Genomic DNA, 18,013 nt, shown 5'->3' on the forward strand with positions numbered 1-18,013 from the left:
TTGGTCGACTGCTGTCTTACCGGGAGCCTCGTCCTATGTCGACACCAGCCCGGCCACGCCCCTCGTGACCAGCCACATCACGATGAAAAAGCCTCCTTGATCTGCCTCGCCTGCAGGCGCAGTGGACCGGAACGGTGGAGACCGCCGAGCAGTACCTGCTCACTCTCGATGAGAACGAGGCGACGCGTCCACCGGCGGAGTGGGATGAACTGTGCGCGCGACTGGCCAACGAGGCCCGTGCCACGTGTTTCCCGCCCGGGGAACCGGAACGGAACCGGCCGGAGGAACTGCGCGTCGTCGACGAGCAGCGTGCCGATCGGCGTAGCGGAGCGTATGTGCGGCTGGTCCCCGACGTCCTGCGGATCGTCGGGAACTTCCTGACCGATCACGAGCGTGTCGACCGGGAGAACGCCTCCCAGATCCAGCAGGAGCGGCAGGCGAAGACGATCACGCTGACCGGAGCCAAGGCCGCGCTCGACGAGGCTCGACGGACGTCGGAAGCGTTGCGGTCGACCACCGCCACGGCGATCAAGGCGAAGCTGCGGCAGGTGTCCGACGAGTTCGACCGGCTCGACCAGACCTACGGCGGCTACGGTGGCAACCTCGACTTTCCCGAACCGGAGGCCCCCGCCGACCCTGAGAAACCGTGGCAGTGGACGATCACCCCACGGTGGCGGCGCGGCGAGGGCAAGCCGCCGTTGTCGTACCGGCTGCGCGGCAACACCGCCCAAATGGACGACAAAGCAGTCAAGCTCGTCTGCGCGGCAGCACTCGCCGGCGCCCAGGACCGGCCGCTGTTGCTGGTCCTCGACGAACTCGGCCGCAACCTCGGCGCCGTACACCGCCGCGATGCCGTCGCCCTGTTCGAAAACGTCGGCCGCGACCGAGCGATCAGCGTCGTCGGCGCCCTACAGGACGACATGGAGCGGTACGCGATCGGCGCGTCCAGCCTCTACATCAAGCTGCGACGACCGTCCGACGTCATGCCGTACAACCAGGCGCCGGTCGTCATCGGCAGCGAAGCCGACACCGCCCGGGTGCAGCTGCTCTCTGACTGGATGGCCTCGTTCCGGCCGGAGCCGCAGACATGATCGACTCCGGCGGCACCGTCCCGGAGGGACAGGATCCCGAGATCACGCTGAGCTGGATCCGCGATTATCCGGGCCTGGTCGCCTACGCGCCACTGCCTTCCAGCGGTCGCTACCCCCGAGACAGTCGCGGCCGGCAGAGGCCGCGCTCGGCCCGGCTCCGCACCGCAGACTCGGGCAAGCCTCCCCGACGCCCGGACGGGCTGCTCAGCGACAGCGACTGGAGCTGGGTCATTCGCAGCGAGCACAGCTGGGCCGGTGTCAACAGCAGGTTCGGCACCGACGCGTTGCGCATCATGCTGGAACTCGCCGAATCCGGCTGTGTGACGATCGGCTACACCCTCAACGGCAACGCTTTAGCCCAGCCGCCACGCCGGGTGTACCCGCACCCCGACCTCACAGTAGCCGAACAGCAGCGCCGAAGCCGCCGTCGCGACGACACCAGCGCCCTTCGCGCCAGAGCGGAGCAGATCGCGTCGGACATCGCCGACGACTGGCCGGACGTCAGCCGGGCACTACGCAGCACCGAGCACCCCGATCGGCTGCTGTGGGCGCTGCGCGCAGTCACCGACCTGGCCGAGGGCCGATCCCACGATTCCCTCCGCGCGTTCGTGCAGAGCCACGCCAACGACACGAAAGCCCGCGACGACGTACATCATCTGCTCGCCGCGATGGGTTTCGGCCACGAGGCACTCATCGCACTCGGCGTGGCCCGCAACCCGTACATCGGGCTCGGCGGCCCGATTCTGCTGCACACGACCGACGGCTCCGTCCTCGACCTGTCGGCGATGCCCGGGCCGCACGACATTCGGCTGAGCCCCCATATGCTGCCGCGACTGACCGTCACCGGGCCGGGCGATGTCCTGCTGGTCGTGGAGAACCGGCAGGCGGCCGAGGCGGTCTGTGACGCCCGTGCCGATTTGCCGGTCGTCTGGTGCCACGGGCAGCCGCCCGAAGTTGTCGTGTCGATGATTGGCCAGGCGGCGCAGCAGACGACCGCGGTCGTTATCTGCGCGGACGCCGACCTCGGCGGCGTCCGCATCACCGCCCGCATCCACGACAAACTGCCGCCGGAAACCACCATCCATGTTGTGGACGTCGGCATCGTGCCGCACGACGAAGGCAGGCCCTTCAACACCCACAGCCGCAACCACCTGCAGCAACTCGCACAACGTCCGGATCAGGTCGGTGCCTTCGCGCAACGCTGCCTGCACCGGGGCTACGCGATCGAGCAGGAAGCCACTGCTCGGGCCGCCCTTCAGGCTGTCCTGAATAGCCATTCACCTGTGTATGCTATCCGACCAAATGTGCCTCCGTGCCCGCCGCAGAGTGGAGATGGCAAACTCCACCGGAGCAGAGCCGCAGGACGTTTCGGAGCGCCGCCCGGCCATCGTCGCCTGCCCTGGACTGCGCCGGGCACGGCAGCAGGCATCCGAGGGGCAGAAGCCCTCTCTGCACACCGGCACGACGGCGCACTGCGGCAGGCCGGGGCCGACGCGGACAGCGGGCAAGACTGTTGTTGCGATGCCGAGCGACCAGCACCAGCATGACAGTCCATTTGTGCTCAAGCCCAAGGCGCATCACGTCACCAGCTCGACAAGTCTCGTGACAACGAGTTGATGACCCTGCCCGTAAGATCGAGTCACCCCTGGGAAATGGCAAGCGGTCACAGGTCGGTAAGGGGGCGGCGACCAGTTCGGCGACTGCGATTCATCCTTCCGTAGCTGCCCCCTGTAGTGTTCCCTGCCGCGCGGCCACGGGAGCCGGGTAGAGGTCTTCCTCGAGTGCGTCGGCGGCCGAAGCCCACGTATCGATATCCTTAAGGGAAGGTGCCGGATCTGGGTAGCGGCCATGCAGGATCTCGCAGATCGCGACGTATGCCTACAGCGCGTCGGCGATTCCCCGCATGTGGCGAACCTGGGCCTCAGGCGACAGTCCAGGATCGCCTATGCTGAGGTACACAGTGGTCTTGCAGCCCCTCCTTCAGCGCGGCAATGCACTCCTCGTTCACTGTGTCAATCGCCTGAACGCGGTCGGACTTCGGGACGACACGACGAGAGAGTTTCAAGTTCTGCCGCCGCAATGACCGGCACGCTCGGTGCGAGCGACAAAGACGGTGACGAAGGGGGTGGTGTTACGAGCACCGCAGGTTCCCACGAGGTGCAGATTCAGCGACTGCTGAAGGAAGCCGGTCCGTGTGACGGCGACACTCTCGTGGCAGTGGTCAAACAGCGGTGGCCGGGAACTCCCGATGCCCGGGTGCGGGCTGTCGTGGTCAAGGCGATCACCGCCGGTCTGATCCGCGACGAGCAGGGGATTCTCTCGGTGGTTGAAGATTCGACCGGGCCAAGCCAGCCGGCACCGAAAGGTGAGCGGCGACCGGGACCCTTGCGGGCGGTGATCGTGGACGTGGAGGCGGTGGTCCGGGCCAGCGCTGACCGGCCGCAGGGTGATCGGCGAATCTTCCAGATCGGGGCGGTCCGTCTGTCGGCCGACATGCGTTGGTGCGCTGGGGAGCCGTCGTTCGTTTCTTGGGTCAGGCTTCCGGCCCTGGAGTGGGAGCAGCAGCTACGGTCGCGGGCGGTTCGTGAGCAGTATTGTCACCATGCGGCCGATCCTGCTGAGGTTTTGGATAGGCTGCGCCGCTTCATTGCCGACGCGGACGTGCTGGTGGCCTACAACGGTGTCAGTGCCGACTTCCCGGCGCTCGACGATGCGGCGGTCCGGGCCGGGCAGCAGCCGTTGCACGGCCCGCGACGCGTCGACGCGCTCTACGTGGCCTACGCGGTGTGGCCGCACGCGGGTTCGCACGGGCTTGCTGAGTTGGCCGACACAGTCGGTGTCGACCGGTCCGGGCTGGTGTGGCATGACGCTGCCGACGACGCGGAACTGACCGGCCGACTGCTGCGGCACGCCGCCGCCACCGTCGCGGGGTGGGACGCTGAGATGCGGGAGTTGGTGTGCACGGTCGGCGCCGGCAGCCCGGTCTGGGATCTGGTGGCGTCGCTGTTGCCGGTACCAACCTCCCGGACGGCTTTCGACGATGTGACGGTCGCGCAGATCCTCGCCGATGCTCTCGACAGCCTCGGCACCCTGGGCGGGTATGAGCCGGTCCGGCGTGGCCGGTCCCGGCCGATGCTGCGCCTGCCTGCTGCGGTCCGGGGTCCGGACGGTGACGTCGACCCACACGCGCTGGCGCAGGCGGCCTCGGCCCGACAGGTGGAACGCCGGGTGGCGCAGCAGCAGATGGCGGCGCTGCTCAACGCGCAGATTCGGGCCGGCCGGGATGCGTTGTGTGAGGCGCCGACCGGCACTGGTAAGAGCTTTGCGGTGCTGGCGGCCGCGTTGCAGTGGCTCGACGGTGACCCGCGGCGCCGGGCGGTGATCGCGACGTACACCAAGGCATTGCAGACCCAGCTAGGCGCCGACATCGACCGGCTCGCCGCCGGGATTCCGGGTCTGGAGCAGTCGGCGGACTTGGTCAAGGGGGCGGCGAACCGGCTATCGCTGCGGGCACTGGTCGCCTCGCTCGCCGATGCGGCCGATGCCGCGCAGGGGGGTGTGGGTCATGGCCGGTCCGTCCGGGCCCGGTTCGCGGCCGTGTCGGGGTTCCGGGAACTGTTGATCTATGTGACCCGCAGGCTGGTCACTGCGGTCACTGCGCCGCAGGGATGGCTGGCCCGGAGCGCGGACCCGGTCGACCTGCCGATCTTTCTGGCCGAGTACCTTGCCGTCGGGTACGGGCCGGTCGTGGGGTCCTGGCTGCGCAGCATCAGTCAGGACACCGACGACTACGGCCGCCGGTCCGGCTCGCCGCTGGCTGCGATGACCGACTCGGTTGCCGAAGCATTGGCCGGCCACCGGTTGGTGATCGCGAACCATGCGCTGCTGGTGAGCCGCCCGGACGTGTTCGGTGATGACACGCTGCTGATAGTCGACGAGGCGCACGCGCTTGAGCAGGCGGTCACCGGTGCAGCCAGCGCAGTCGTGGAGTATCGACTACTGGAGAATCTGACCGGTGAGCTGCGGCGATGGGTCGCCCAGCGCGCGGACGTCCCGCCCGGTCTGCGGACGGTAATTGCGGACCTTGAGGGGCATCTCGACACGGAAGTCCTACCGCGGTCGGCTCAGGCGGTGTTCGATACCGCCGGCGGCGAGCCGGGCAGCCGGCCGGCGACGCTGGCCAGCCCGTTCGGTGGCCTCGGAGGGGACCGGTCGGCACGGCAGCTGCTGTCGCGGCTCGACGCGATTGCGGTCGTTGCCGCCCGGGTCCACCGGCAGCTGGCCGCATATCTGCAGACGCCGCGCGTGCAGGCGGAGTCGTGGTGGGAGCAGGAACGGGCCGGTTCGCTGGCCACTCGCGTCGCGCAGCTCGCTGACGCGGCCGGCCGGATCGTCGGTGACGCCAGCGCCGTTCTCGACACTGCACCCGATCCTGCCAACGTGGATGGCAGCAGCGCGCCCGGCACCGGTGACCCGGGCGACGGCAGCGCCGACGAGGGCGAGGTGACCGGGACGGTCGGTGCGGACGAGGAGGATCTCGGTGCCGACGGCGACGACCTCGGCCCGAACGGGTTGTTCCCGCTGACGGGCCCGGACCTGGGTAACCGGGTGGTGTACGCCGTCGAGCAAGACTTGGCCGGTGTCAGCATGTCCGCCCGCCGATACGGGTTCTTGCTGGCGTCCGCTCCTATCGAACTGGCCCGCGAGCCGCAGTGGCTGGACGTCCGGCACCGGTTCGCCCGGATCTTCTACGTATCCGCGACGCTGCAGGTGTCCAGCCGGTGGGAGTACATCCGTGGCCGGCTTGGCCTCGGCACGACCGTCGACGCGCACACCCTGCCGAGCCCGTTCGACCTGGCCACCCAGGCCCGCCTGGTCTGTTTCACCGACTTCCCGAGCTGGGCCGAGCAGACCGACGGGGCGATCCGCACGGTCGCCCACCAGCTTGCCGGGTACTCCCGCGAGGCGATCCGCCCCGACTCGGAGCAAGGGTTCACTGGTGGGGCGTTGGTGCTGACAACAGCGACGAAGGCTGCGGCTGCGATCACCGAACGATTGCAGCAGCAAGCGGTCGGGCTGCCGGTCGCGTCGGCACCGCTGTTGGGCAACGCCCGCGCCGCGCGGGCGTTCACCGACACCGGCGGGTTCTGCGTCGCGACGCGGGGCATGTGGCAGGGCGTCGATTTCCCCGCTGACCGTCTGTCGATGGTGTGGATCAACAAGCTGCCGTTCGCGCCGTTCGCGGACCCGGTCGTGGCTGCCCGGCGGGCGGCGGTCGCCCGCCGCGCCGAACTGGGCGGGGCGGCGGACCCCGACCAGGTCGCGACCGAGTCGTACTACCTGCCGCTGGCGGCGATGGACTTGCGGCAGGCGGTCGGTCGGTTGATCCGTTCGCGCGATCATCGAGGTGTAGTCGTGATCAGCGACCGCAAACTCGCTGGCCGCACCGCGTTGAGGCGCGCGTACCGGCGGGTATTCCTGGAATCGCTGGAGCCGGGACTGCTGGTCGCCGACGATGACACCGGCGAACCGGCGGGCGGGAACCTGACCACATTGACCGACGGGTGGGAGCGGATTTGGCGGTTTGTCGGCGAGACCGGGCTGGTCAACGCCGACCGGGTCGAGCAGCTGTGTACACCGCAGGCACTGGCCGAACAGACGCTGCTGCCGGCGACCCGCAAGATCCAGCAGGCGCAGCTGACCCCCGAGCAGGAGGATGCAGCCCGCGCCGACGGCACCCTGGCGCGGCTGCTGACCGACCGGTGCGCGGCGATCGCGGGCTATCTGCGGTTCTCAGACACGCCGCTGGCGTTGAAACCGCAACAGGAGCGGGTGATCGCCGCGGTTGCCGAGGGCACGGATGTGCTGGCGCTGCTGCCGACCGGGTTCGGGAAGTCGTACACGTTCCAATTGCCGGCGTTGGCGCTGCCGGGGGTGACCGTGGTCGTGTCGCCGCTGATCGCGTTGATGGCCGACCAGGCCCTGGAACTCAACGCGACCGTTGGCGGGGCAGTCCGGGCGCTGGTGGGGCCGATGGCCGAGTCGAACAGCCGCCGCGGCAAGACCGAGGTCGCCGAGCAGCTCACCGGCACGTCCGAGCACGGCATCAAGCTGGTGTACGTGTCCCCGGAACGGCTCGCCAACCGCAGATTCCAGGATCTCCTGCGTGCCGCAGCCGCAGGGGGGATCTTGCGGCGGGTTGCCGTTGACGAGGCACACACATTCGTGCAGTGGGGCGACGACTTCCGGCCCAGCTTCCGCCGCGCTGGCCGGCTGCTGGCAGAACTACGGTCCAGGTACGGGGTGCGGGTTACTGCGGTGACCGCCACTGCGAACCGGGCTGTCCGCGAAGGGCTGCGGACCGGGCTATTCGGGCTACCCGCCACCACGACGGCCGGTGAACCGCTGGTGACGGTCGCTGCGGACCCGCTGCGCCCGGAACTGGCGATCTACCGGCGGACGATGAAAGCCGCCGGCCCGAACACCATCGCCGGGCTGACCGAGCAGATCGCGGTCGCCTGTGACGACCACGCAATCTTCTATTGCCTGACCGTCAAGCAGGTCGACGCGGTCTACGCCCACCTGCGCGAGTTCGTCGGTGACGGCGCCCAGCGCGTGCGGCGATTCCACGGCCGGCTGTCGGAGGCGGAGAAGACCGGCGTGCTCACCGAGTTCCGGGACGCGCCAGCCAAGGGCGAGGATGGATACGCACCGCTGCTGATCGTGGCGACCAGCGCGTTCGGTCTCGGCGTCAACCGCGGCGACATCCGATGCGTGTTCGTGGTGTCCCCGCCGACGGACCTGGCCGCCCTCTATCAGCAGCTCGGCCGGGCTGGCCGGGATCAGGCCGGCCGGCCACCCGCCGAGGTGACCAAGCCCTCGGCGGGACTGGCGCTCGGCTCCGGTCGAGGGTTCCGGACTGTGATGTGGATGGCTGCCCAGGGCCTGCCACCGGAGACGTTGCGTGCGATCGGGCAGGCCGTCCTGACGGCGGCCCGCAACGGTGGGGTCCTGGACCCTGACCGGGTCACCGACGCGTGCATGACCGTCGACCTCACCGCCGGGAGGCTGTCCCGCAACGATGCCCGCCGGTCAGGCACCGTGTCGCAGTACCGGTCGACGGTCGTGCGAGCGCTGGCCGTGCTCGCCGAAACGGGAACGGTTGACGACCATGGAGACTTCCCGGCGACGGTGACGATCACACCTTTGGACGACCCGGCCCGCTGCGACGACCACACTCTCGCCGCCGCCGCCGGTGCGGTCGCCGCACTCGCCACCACCGCGCCGGGCCGGCACCGACTGACCGAACTGCACAAGACCCTCACCAGGCAGGTGCGCGGCTACCGCATGATCGCCGACGACCCGGCACAGACCTGGGCAGTCCTGGCGACCCTGCACGACCTCGGCGTGATTGATCTGTCCCAGGCCGGCAACAACCGAACCCTGATAGCGGTCGGCCCGCGTGGGAACGCCACCCTGCCGGGCGACTATTTGCAGAAGATGACCGGGCACCGGGTCCGGCTGATCGACGACCTGCGGGAACTACGAGCCTGGTACGACGCCGACGAGTGCGCGAACGCGGGGTTTGCGAGCTACTTCTCCCTCACAGGGAAGGTGACGCTACCCGACGGGGCCTGCTCCACCACGGCGTGCCGGTGCTCCAGCTGCTGGTCGACCAGCAGTGGCCGGTCCCCGCTGCCGCCGCTGCTCACCGCGCTGAACACACCCCGGCCGAAACCCGAGACCCGGCGGGACGCTGCCCCGTACCAGGCCGCCATCCAGCGTTACGTCCGGTCGCTTCTGTGGGACAACTACCGCGGTCTGACGGCCGGAATGATCCACCGGGTTCTGCACGGCGACGAGACGTACCAGGCTGCCGACGGGCGACGGCGGCCGCTGTGGCCGAAGCTGCTGTATCACCGCCTGCGTGGTGTCGACCCCGGCATCAAGATCACCCATGTGCAGGAAGCCGTCACTGTACTCACCACCAGTGGAGAAATCGTCGGTGACGGCCGGGTGTGGCGGTTGCGCCGCTACGCCGAACGTGAAGCTGCCTGCGGCCGCGCGAACGCCGGTGCGGCCACCCCGGAGGTAACCGGATGACCGTGACCGTGGCCCCCGTGTGGCGGCCATTCGACGACGAACCGTTGTTCGTCCCAGAGCTGCTGCTGGGCCCGGCCGCAATCCCGACCGACCTGACCCATCGGATAGTCGGGTACTTAACCGCAGTCGCGCAGGCCCGTAGCGCACCTTTGCACACCTGCACCGCGTTCAACGCCCTGCACTTCGGGTTCGACGTCGAAACCCACGGCTACCGGGCGGAGGTGCTCACCCCGGACCTGTTCGTTCCGGTCGCCGTGCAGCCGCAGGCTCGGTGGGTGCTGCCAGTCGGCACGTTCGTGCACCTCGACCGGGGTGGCCGCCGGTCACTGCTGGCCGAGGTCGTCGCCCGGTACGGCGCCGACCCGGACGTTGACGTCGACGGCTGGACACCGGCCGAGCTGTCCGGCGCCCCGGCCGGCGTCGAGCAGTCTGACGGCACCCGAACCGGTATCGAACGGGTGATCTTGGACGTGCAGGCGTTCGGTGCCCTGAACACCGCCGACTACAGCGAACTGAGTCGGCTACGCCGCCAGGTCCTCGACAACCGCGGGCATCTGACCGGACCCGTGCAGTACCCGGCCGGGACCGATGGCCGTGACGATGTGGCCCTGTATGCTGCGTACCTGCTCGGGCCGGCCCGACCGCTGCTGCTCGGCGGACCGCTCGCCGAGTTGCTCACCGATCCCAGCGATGAGCGGGTCCTCGCTGCGGCTCTGCACCAGGCATTCGACACCATCGGCCAGTTGCTGGACGGCGCAGCCGGGTTGCGGCTATGGAACGGATACGCCGTCTGCGGGGACCGGTTCACGCGGCGGTCCCACGAAGGCTGGCCCGGCCTGCCCGCCGCAGACATCGACGATGTCGTCGCGACGGTCCGCCGCAGCGCGCCGAACCCCCGCTACACCGCCGTTTGGCCGCTGCTGTCCAGCCGGATTCCCGCTGGCGGCACCCCCGACCCGCTCGGGCTCACCGGCGCCGCTGACATCGTCGTGCATACCAACCTCGTCGCCGCGGACCTGGCTGGCACCGCTGTCGACGGACTGCTGCCCGATAGGGTGCACCTGCGCGCCGACGATGCCTGGCAGGCCGGCGGTGTGTGGCGTACCCAGCGGGAGCCCGTCCCGGCGCTGGTGGTGGCCACCGACCCAAGGATCCCCCTCGGCCTCGGTCACAGGCATGCCGTTGACACCATCGAAACGGTGATCCCCGCCATCGAACCCGCCGGGCCAGGCACTCTCGGCGACAGCGAGGGGCCTGCCGAGCCCCAGCTCGAAACCGTGGAGCCAGAGGCCGGCGACGGCGACAATCCCGGCGAGAAGCAACAAGGGCCGGCGGGGCTGGGCATAGACGAGGTCTCGCCCGGACCGACCCCGGCCGACACCAGCACCCTAGAAGAGGGCGAGACGGCTCTCGTCGTTGTCGCGGACAGCCTGGTCGCGTTCACCGTCGCGCTGCGCGAGAGTCACTGGGAAGCCGGAGAGCTGCCCCTACCACCTGCGGCCACCGGCGTGCTCGGCGCGGGGCCGCTGATCATGCAGCTGCACCACGACGGGGACAGCCTCGACGATAGCGAACAGGTTCAACAGATTAACCGAAGCGGCGCCACCCTGACCGGTGTCAGCTGGCCGTGGAGCTTCTACGCTGGAATCAAGATCACCGTCGCTGCGGCCCGTAACGCGACCCGGATCAGCGTCACCACGACGCTGCTGAATCAGCCGTTGCCGTACGGCGACCAGTACCGTTGGGACGCAGACACCATGATCCTCGCCGCGTCGATCGGTGCCGAACTTCCCGCTGCGGACGCGGCCGCTGTGCCGCCGTCTCCCGAACCGTTGCCGGCGGGGGTTTCCGAACGCCAGCGCGGCGTACCGCAACTGCAGCCCCTGATCATCTCCGCGCTGCACCGGCACGGAGAGCAAGGGGCGTTCGGTGCCCGGCGGCTCACCGGCCCACAGTTGCTCGCTGCCCTCTTTGGACCCGATCTGGTTGCGCCGCCGTTGATGTGGCAGGTCGTGTACACGTGCGACCGCCTCGTCGACGCCGGCACCCTGACCAAGGAGCCCGGCGAACCAGCCGAAGACGGGAGACCCGGCAGGCTCGAGACGTTCGTCTGGTGGCCCGACGGTATTGTCCGCCGCAACGGCCACCAACTGCCGACTCGGGCGGAAGTCCTCTCCGGCCAGGTCCGCGAACACTGGGTGCCTGCGTTCAAGCGACGGCTGCAGCCCGGACATCAGGCCAGTGACACCGCCCACCGTGAGTACGCAGCCTGGGTCCTTAAGGTTTACGGCCCGGGTGCCGACCCCCGACTTCCCGATGGATACACCTGGGTACGTGGGCAATTGCGTGGATCTGGTGAATCCGCCCCGCTGCTACATCTCGCCGTGCCTCAACAGCCCCGGCGCTGACCCGCACCAACCCTTGGCCGAGCGCGACCTTCCGAAAGTGAGTATCCCCTACGATGGCCAAACCGTCCCGCCGGCAGCGGCGCAGGCATGCACAAGCCTGCCTCTGCTGCAGCCCATTCACCCCATTGCAAGCCGAGTCCGACTCCGAAGCGGTGACGGCACTGCGGGCAAGCCTGGCAGAGCTCGGCGATCCGGTATCGGACTCTTTGGATTGTCTGACCAGCGAGCAGTTCGCCGCTCTCGCGTGGCAGATACCTCAGCCAGGCAGAACGGATTTCCTGAACGACCTAGGTGTCCCGCCTGCCAAACGGCCAACAACGGTCTCGGCGGGTTGGGGCCTGACGAAGCTTCGGGCGTGGCCGACACATAAGCGCCACAAGGCAGCCATCTTTCTCACTGTCTCGGTAACCGAACGACTCGGAAAGTTGTGGCGTCGCTACGCCGATGCTGGATTGCTGGAGGCGGAGGAGGCGCTACGGCAAGCGTTAACCAAGGACCCGGCACAGACCGCGATCCTGCGGTTGGCGCTGGTGTGCCACGGCCCGATCTCTCCGATCATGACCATTGCGCTACGGGTCGGTCTGGACGCCGCTCTCGGCCTTCCTGGCTGGCCGCAAAAGGCCGTAGACGACATCATGCGGGCCTGCCGAGAGTTGGAGCAGGACATCATCGATTCTTACGATACTGATGAAAATGAAGGCCGAGACGCGCCTTGTGACAACGATGAAGTCGACGACGGCGGCAGCATCGAGTCAGCCGATATCGAAACATGCCGACCACCCGGTCTCGGCAACGACTTGATAGCAGAAGGATCTGACATCGTGCCTGCCGAATCCGGCACCTCCATGCCCGCCGGTGACGTTGCGGCTGCCGCGACGAACCTGGCAACCCGCCACATGGCGGCCCGGGAAGCTGTGGAGGCCCTTACTGACGTGCTGGACCGTGGTGCGATCCCGGTCCGAACCGATCTGGACGCGGTCGTCGAGTTCCTCGATGCGGCCGACGCAGCTCGTGACCTGCTCACCCAACTGGGTCAGGACACACCCGCTGACGTAACCGTCGCAGATCTGCTCACCGCACTAACCGCGACCGCCGGGCAGTGCGGTCAACACGACCGGCTTGCCGACATCAGCCGGCTCACCGGACCGACCAGCGAACAGGACCGAATCACCGCGGCGATACAGCTCGCCGCCGTTTTGCAGCAGAACCCGCTCTGGGACGCAGACCAGCAGCGGCAGGCAGCTGGCCTGGTCGCTTTGCTGGACCTGATCATCGCCTCCGAGACCAAAGACATGCAAGCCCTGTCTGCGGCCCTGACCGATCTCGAATCGCATCTGCCCGCCGACCTCGCAGCCCTGCGCACAGCTGCTATTACCGGTCAGTTGCGGATTACTGGAACCGGCGAGGAGGAGACCAGCAACACGCCGGTCTCCGAACCTGCGCCGCAGGCTACCGTGACCGGCCCTGAAACGGCGGTGGTCACCTCCCCCGAACCGCAGGCGACCACTACTGAGGAACCGGAGCCGGCTACCGCTCCGCAGCCGGTCGTCGCGGTGCCTTCGCCGGCCGACGAGGCATTCACCGACTCTGCTCCGCTCGGCGAGGAGCAGCCGGTCATGGCTACCGACGGTTCGGCCGTGAGTGAGGACGTGACCGTCGATGCTCCCGAGGACGACCCGGCCGGCGACGACACTGGCAGGGGCCAGGCCGACGACACGAGTTCTACCGACCCCGCCGCCGGCCGTGAGCTGGTCCGAGAGCTGCTCGGTGCGGGCCGGCTCAGCCTGACCTATCACGCCGCCACGGCGTGCGGGGACCGGCGCCGTGCTGACGCCCTGCGGGTCCTCACCCTGGCTACTGCGGTTCGGAGCGAGACTTCTCCGACCGCCGACGCCTTGCGGGTCGCTCTGGAAGCCGAGCAGGGCGCGGCGGCGTCCAGCGACACCACGGCGCAGATGCTGCTGCTGGCCGGTGCCGTCCGGGCCTGCCTCGTCACCGCCGACGCGGGCGCCGGCCAGGTCGCCCGGTCGGTGGCCGAATCCCTGCGCGAGCTGCCGGCGGTGTCCTCGATTGCTGGCACGATCGGCACCGCCACGGAGAAGCGCCTGCTGTACAGCCCGGATCTGCTGGCGGCGCTCGCCCCAATCGCTGGAGCGGACAACGACATAGCAGCGACCGTCGAGGCCGCTCAGACCGAGCTCAACAAGCCCCGGAACCTCGCCTTCGACCGCGCTGATCAGATCGCCTCCCTGTGGTGGTCCCCGAACGGGGCCATCGGCCGGCTCCTGACCCTCGCGGCAACCGACCGGCGTATCGAGATCGACGCGGTAACCGAGAGCCTGCGCCTATTCGCGAAGCGTCAGTACGTCGATGACCTGCTCGACCGCGAGGATGCCGAGATGCGCTCCGGTAGTACTCGCCCTCTGCAGGGCCGCCAGCGCCGCAAGCTCAAGGAAATGGTCGGACGGTCCGTAGCCGCCGTCCGAGCCTGGGCTGACGCGGTCCGGGTGAACCAGGCCACCGAACACGGCCCCGTACCGGCCGAGCTTGCTCGTCTGCGTGTGGACGTGATTGCCCAGTGGCCGGCCGCCGAGGATGAGCTGCAGAACCTGATCGCCTCGTCCGCAGGCACGCCCTGGCTGCTGAAGGCTGAGGCGGCACAGGTGTGCCTGACCAGCCTGCACGGTAGCGTCGGTCTGCTCGACGGGCGCAAACTGACCGGCTCCGACCGGGATCCCGATGCCGTCATCTACCAGGAGTTGCTGCTCTGCCCGCAGCTACCGTTCACTGCCGAGGGCATTCCTGAGCGGCCAGCCACCATCGAGGAGATCGCCGTCGCGGCTTCCACCAACTGGTCCGATGCGTTCGCGCAGCGGCTTCGGGCGGAGCAGTACGCCACCGCTGGGTTGCTCATTAGTGCGGTCACGGAGCCGGAGAAGTCCCGGGAGATGAGCCAGCAGCTCACGGCTGCTGCCGCACAGTCGCTGTTGGAGCTGAAGACCCTGCATCACAGCGTTGCCGAGGACGTGGCCCGCGCCACCCGTCTCGGTCAGCTTGACGAGAACGCCGGCACCGCCGTCACCAGTGTTCTGGCGGCTGGGGACGTCTCCCGACTCGCCGCCGCGCCGGAGCAGGTCAACCTGAGCGACTACCGCCGCCGGCTGATCGACGTTCAGGAACAGCTGCCGATGTGCCGGCACGAGGCTCAGGCGGCGTTGCGGCGCCGCGCGGACAGCGAAGTACCACCCGGAGCGGACCGCAGTCAGCGCCTAAACCAGATCCATGACCGTATCGCCGCCGGCGACCTGGCGACCGCTGAGGAGTACCTGCTTGCCGCGATGCTCGGCGAGACTCTGCCGTCTGCGGAGCCCTCGGAGGACCTGATCCGTTTCCTGCGGCTGACCGAGCGGGTCCCCGGCGGGCTCACCCGGGACTTGATCGACGCGGTCCGCTACGGCAAACCCCATCCGGCGCTGGACGTCCACGAACTGACTCCCGCACAGCGGACCACCGCCGACCTGTTGCAGACTTGGCTGGACATGCGCGACATCCGGCACGACCGAGTGCAGCGCAGCAGCCTGGCGGCGGCGCTGCTGCTGGCCGGTATCGAGTTCGCCAGCATGCAGCCGGTACGGGATATGAAGCCCAAGGGAAGTTCCCGCCGTGCCTGGTGGGATCTGACCGACGTACGCCGTGTCGGCGAGACCCAGGGCGTACCGCAGTACAGCCCGCCGCCCGGCGGCCAGCAACGAATCATGTTGTGCTGGGGGGAACCCGATGTACGGGCCATGTTCGGCTGGATCGACCAGGACCCCGGGACCGACCTGCCGGTCATCGTGCTGCTGTTCGCCGCGATGACCACCGGCCAGCGTGAAGAACTCGCCCGGATGTGCGCCCAGCACAGCGAGAAGCCCGTGATCGTGATTGACGACATCGCGATCCTGCACCTGGCGCTACACGGCAGCGGTCAGTTCATCACCACCGCTCGGACCCTGCTGCCGTTCGCGGCCACGAACCCGTACGCCCCGGACGGGCAGGCGGCCCTGCCGCTGGAGATGTTCTTCGGCCGGCGGTCAGAACGTGCCGACATCATCGACCCGAACGGCCCGAACCTGCTCTACGGCGGCCGGCAGCTCGGCAAGACGGCCCTGTTGCAGGAGGCCGCCCGGGCGTTCGGGCGGGTGCCCACGAATCTGCCGATCTACGTGACGCTGCCCAACGTCATCGGTACTAAGGTCAACCCGCTCACGCTGTGGGACAAACTGGCCGAGAAGCTCACCGAGAACAAGATCGCGTTGCCAAAGAGGACCCGCGACCCGGTCAAGGACGTTATCGCCGCGATCACCACATGGCTGGACCAGAACCCAGCCCGTCGGATGCTACTGCTTATCGACGAATGTGACGGATTCTTCGACGCGGACGCCGAACGCGGCTTCGAGCACGTTACGCACCTGCGTAACCTGCGCGACAAATACCCCGGCCGGCGTTTCAAACCGGTCTTCGCCGGCCTGCATCAGGTACAGCGGTTCGCCAACCTGCCGAACCAGCCGCTGGCCAACGCTCACCTCGGTGACCAGGTAGCGATCGGCCCGCTCAGCCCCGAACCGGCGTACCAGTTGCTGTTCACGCCCATGGAGGCGCTCGGTATCCGCTTCGCGTCCGACGAACTGGTCCACCGGGTCCTCGCCTACTGCACTTACCAGCCCAAGCTGTTGCAGATGGCCGGCAAGGCCCTGGTCAGCTCGGTTCTGAACCGCCGTGACGGCGGCCCTGTCTACCTGATTGACGAGAGCCTGCTGGATCAGGTCCTCGGGTCCGAGTCGCTGAAGCAGCGGATCCGCCAGACCGTCCATCTCACCCTGGACCTGGACTCTCGGTACAAACTCATCGCCCTCGTCGTCGCCTACTTCGCCTTGGAGAACGGTGCCGACCACACCATGACGACCTCGCAGTTGCGCAACGAATGCCACCGGTGGTGGCCGGCGGGCTTCGCCCGGCAGGAGCCCGGCGAGTTCCGGTCTTTGCTCGACGAGATGCGTGAGCTCGGAGTTCTTGCGGCCACCGTCGGCGGCACCCGCTGGCGGCTGCGGTCAACGAACGTGCTGCGGCTGCTCGGTACCGCCGACGAGATCTGGGAGGAGTTGTGCAGCTCCCAGTGGCGTAAGACGCCAACGAAGCTGTCCACCGAACAGGCTCGTGGCCACCTCACCGACGGCCGGATCTCCCCCTGTACCGATCAGCAGTTGTCCAAAGTCGTCACCCGCACCGCCGGCAGCACCATCAGGGTTATCGCCGGGGCCAGGGCGACAGCCGTTGATCGGGTGCAGGAACTGCTAGAGCAGTCACGCAAGAGTTTCGGGGCCCGGTTCGACCTGACGGTCACCACCCGGCCTCAGGCCTACGGCAAGGCGCTGCGAGACGGAGACATCGGCGGCCGGCACCACGTGGTTCTGAGCCCACTGCTCACCGCCAAACCGGAAACGGTCACCTCGACGATCGTCAACGCGATGCAGATCCAGCCGGCCTCCGGCACGACCCGCACCGTCGCCGTCCTTGTCGACGTTCAAGCCTCCGGCATTCTGGATTTGCTGACCAGCCCGGACCTCGGGCTCGGCAGCGATGATGTGATCGCCCTGCGCCGGGCCACCGATATTGGCCTACGCACATGGCTGTCGGACAACGAGCGGATGAAGGTGTTCACCGACGCGACCAGCCAGGTCCAGCTGATGACGGCAACCGGCGGATGGCCTTATCTGCTGGACCTGGCCGCGGAGAAAGCCCGGGAATACACCAGCACCAGAAAGATCTGCGAGCAGGTGGCCGCGTACTTGGCGACCATGGACGGAGCCACCGAATTCATCGAGTCGACCGGGCTGAGTACTGACACCGGTGCCGAAGCCGCGTTCCAGGCTCTGCTCGAGTACGCCGCTCCGGTCACCTACGACGAGATGATCGAGCTGTGCGCGCTCACCGGTTCCCAGCCGGACCGGACCGCCCGCATACTTCAGATGCTGGACGTGATCGACCAGAGCGACGTCGACGGGCGGTGGGTGCCGGAACCGGTGATCGCCCGGTCCTGGCAGAGGCTGAACAGCGGCGCATAGCGAAGGTCAATGCGGTGCCGGTGGCGTTCAGATATCGCCACCGGCGCAGCGGACGAGAGCGACGTCCCGGCGCTGATGCACCAGAAAGGTGTCGAGCGCCGGAACGTCGCCCCGGTCAGTCAGTAGATCAACGGGATCGCCGCCGCCAGCGTCGGACCCTGTTGGGTTTCGGTTTGTGTTGCCCCTCGAACACACTTGTGCAGCATCCTGCTGTGAGCCATTTTCATCGTGACGGTGCAGGTCATGGGCGGTGCGGGAGGCTGGTGTCCATGTAGGACGAGGCTCCCGGTAAGACAGCAATCGACCA

The 18,013-nt window shown here is 68.2% G+C and carries 5 protein-coding genes; all 5 read left to right on the forward strand.

The genetic code is table 11. The features are described from left to right. Positions 1-134: 134 nt before the first annotated feature. The 5 genes from ACIQG9_RS29440 (at position 135) to ACIQG9_RS29460 (ending at position 17,706) form a co-directional block, all read left to right on the forward strand. Positions 135-1,091, forward strand: coding sequence for a hypothetical protein (locus ACIQG9_RS29440; RefSeq protein ID WP_400408467.1), 957 nt, complete (start codon positions 135-137; stop codon positions 1,089-1,091). Next, complete coding sequence (locus tag ACIQG9_RS29445) at positions 1,088-2,638, forward strand: DUF2399 domain-containing protein (protein ID WP_400408468.1); 1,551 nt, start codon at positions 1,088-1,090, stop codon at positions 2,636-2,638. Before ACIQG9_RS29440 ends, ACIQG9_RS29445 begins: the two co-directional genes overlap by 4 nt. Positions 2,639-3,170: 532 nt before the next feature. After that, complete coding sequence (locus ACIQG9_RS29450; protein ID WP_400408470.1) at positions 3,171-9,194, forward strand: DEAD/DEAH box helicase; 6,024 nt, start codon at positions 3,171-3,173, stop codon at positions 9,192-9,194. Then, complete coding sequence (locus ACIQG9_RS29455) at positions 9,191-11,602, forward strand: hypothetical protein (RefSeq protein WP_400408472.1); 2,412 nt, start codon at positions 9,191-9,193, stop codon at positions 11,600-11,602. The genes ACIQG9_RS29450 and ACIQG9_RS29455 overlap by 4 nt, the downstream gene beginning before the upstream one ends. Before the next feature lie 53 nt (positions 11,603-11,655). After that, positions 11,656-17,706, forward strand: a complete 6,051-nt coding sequence (locus tag ACIQG9_RS29460) for a hypothetical protein (protein WP_400408473.1) — start codon at positions 11,656-11,658, stop codon at positions 17,704-17,706. Positions 17,707-18,013 lie beyond the last annotated feature (307 nt).

Source organism: Micromonospora sp. NPDC092111 (genome assembly GCF_044755745.1).
Lineage (GTDB): Bacteria > Actinomycetota > Actinomycetes > Mycobacteriales > Micromonosporaceae > Micromonospora.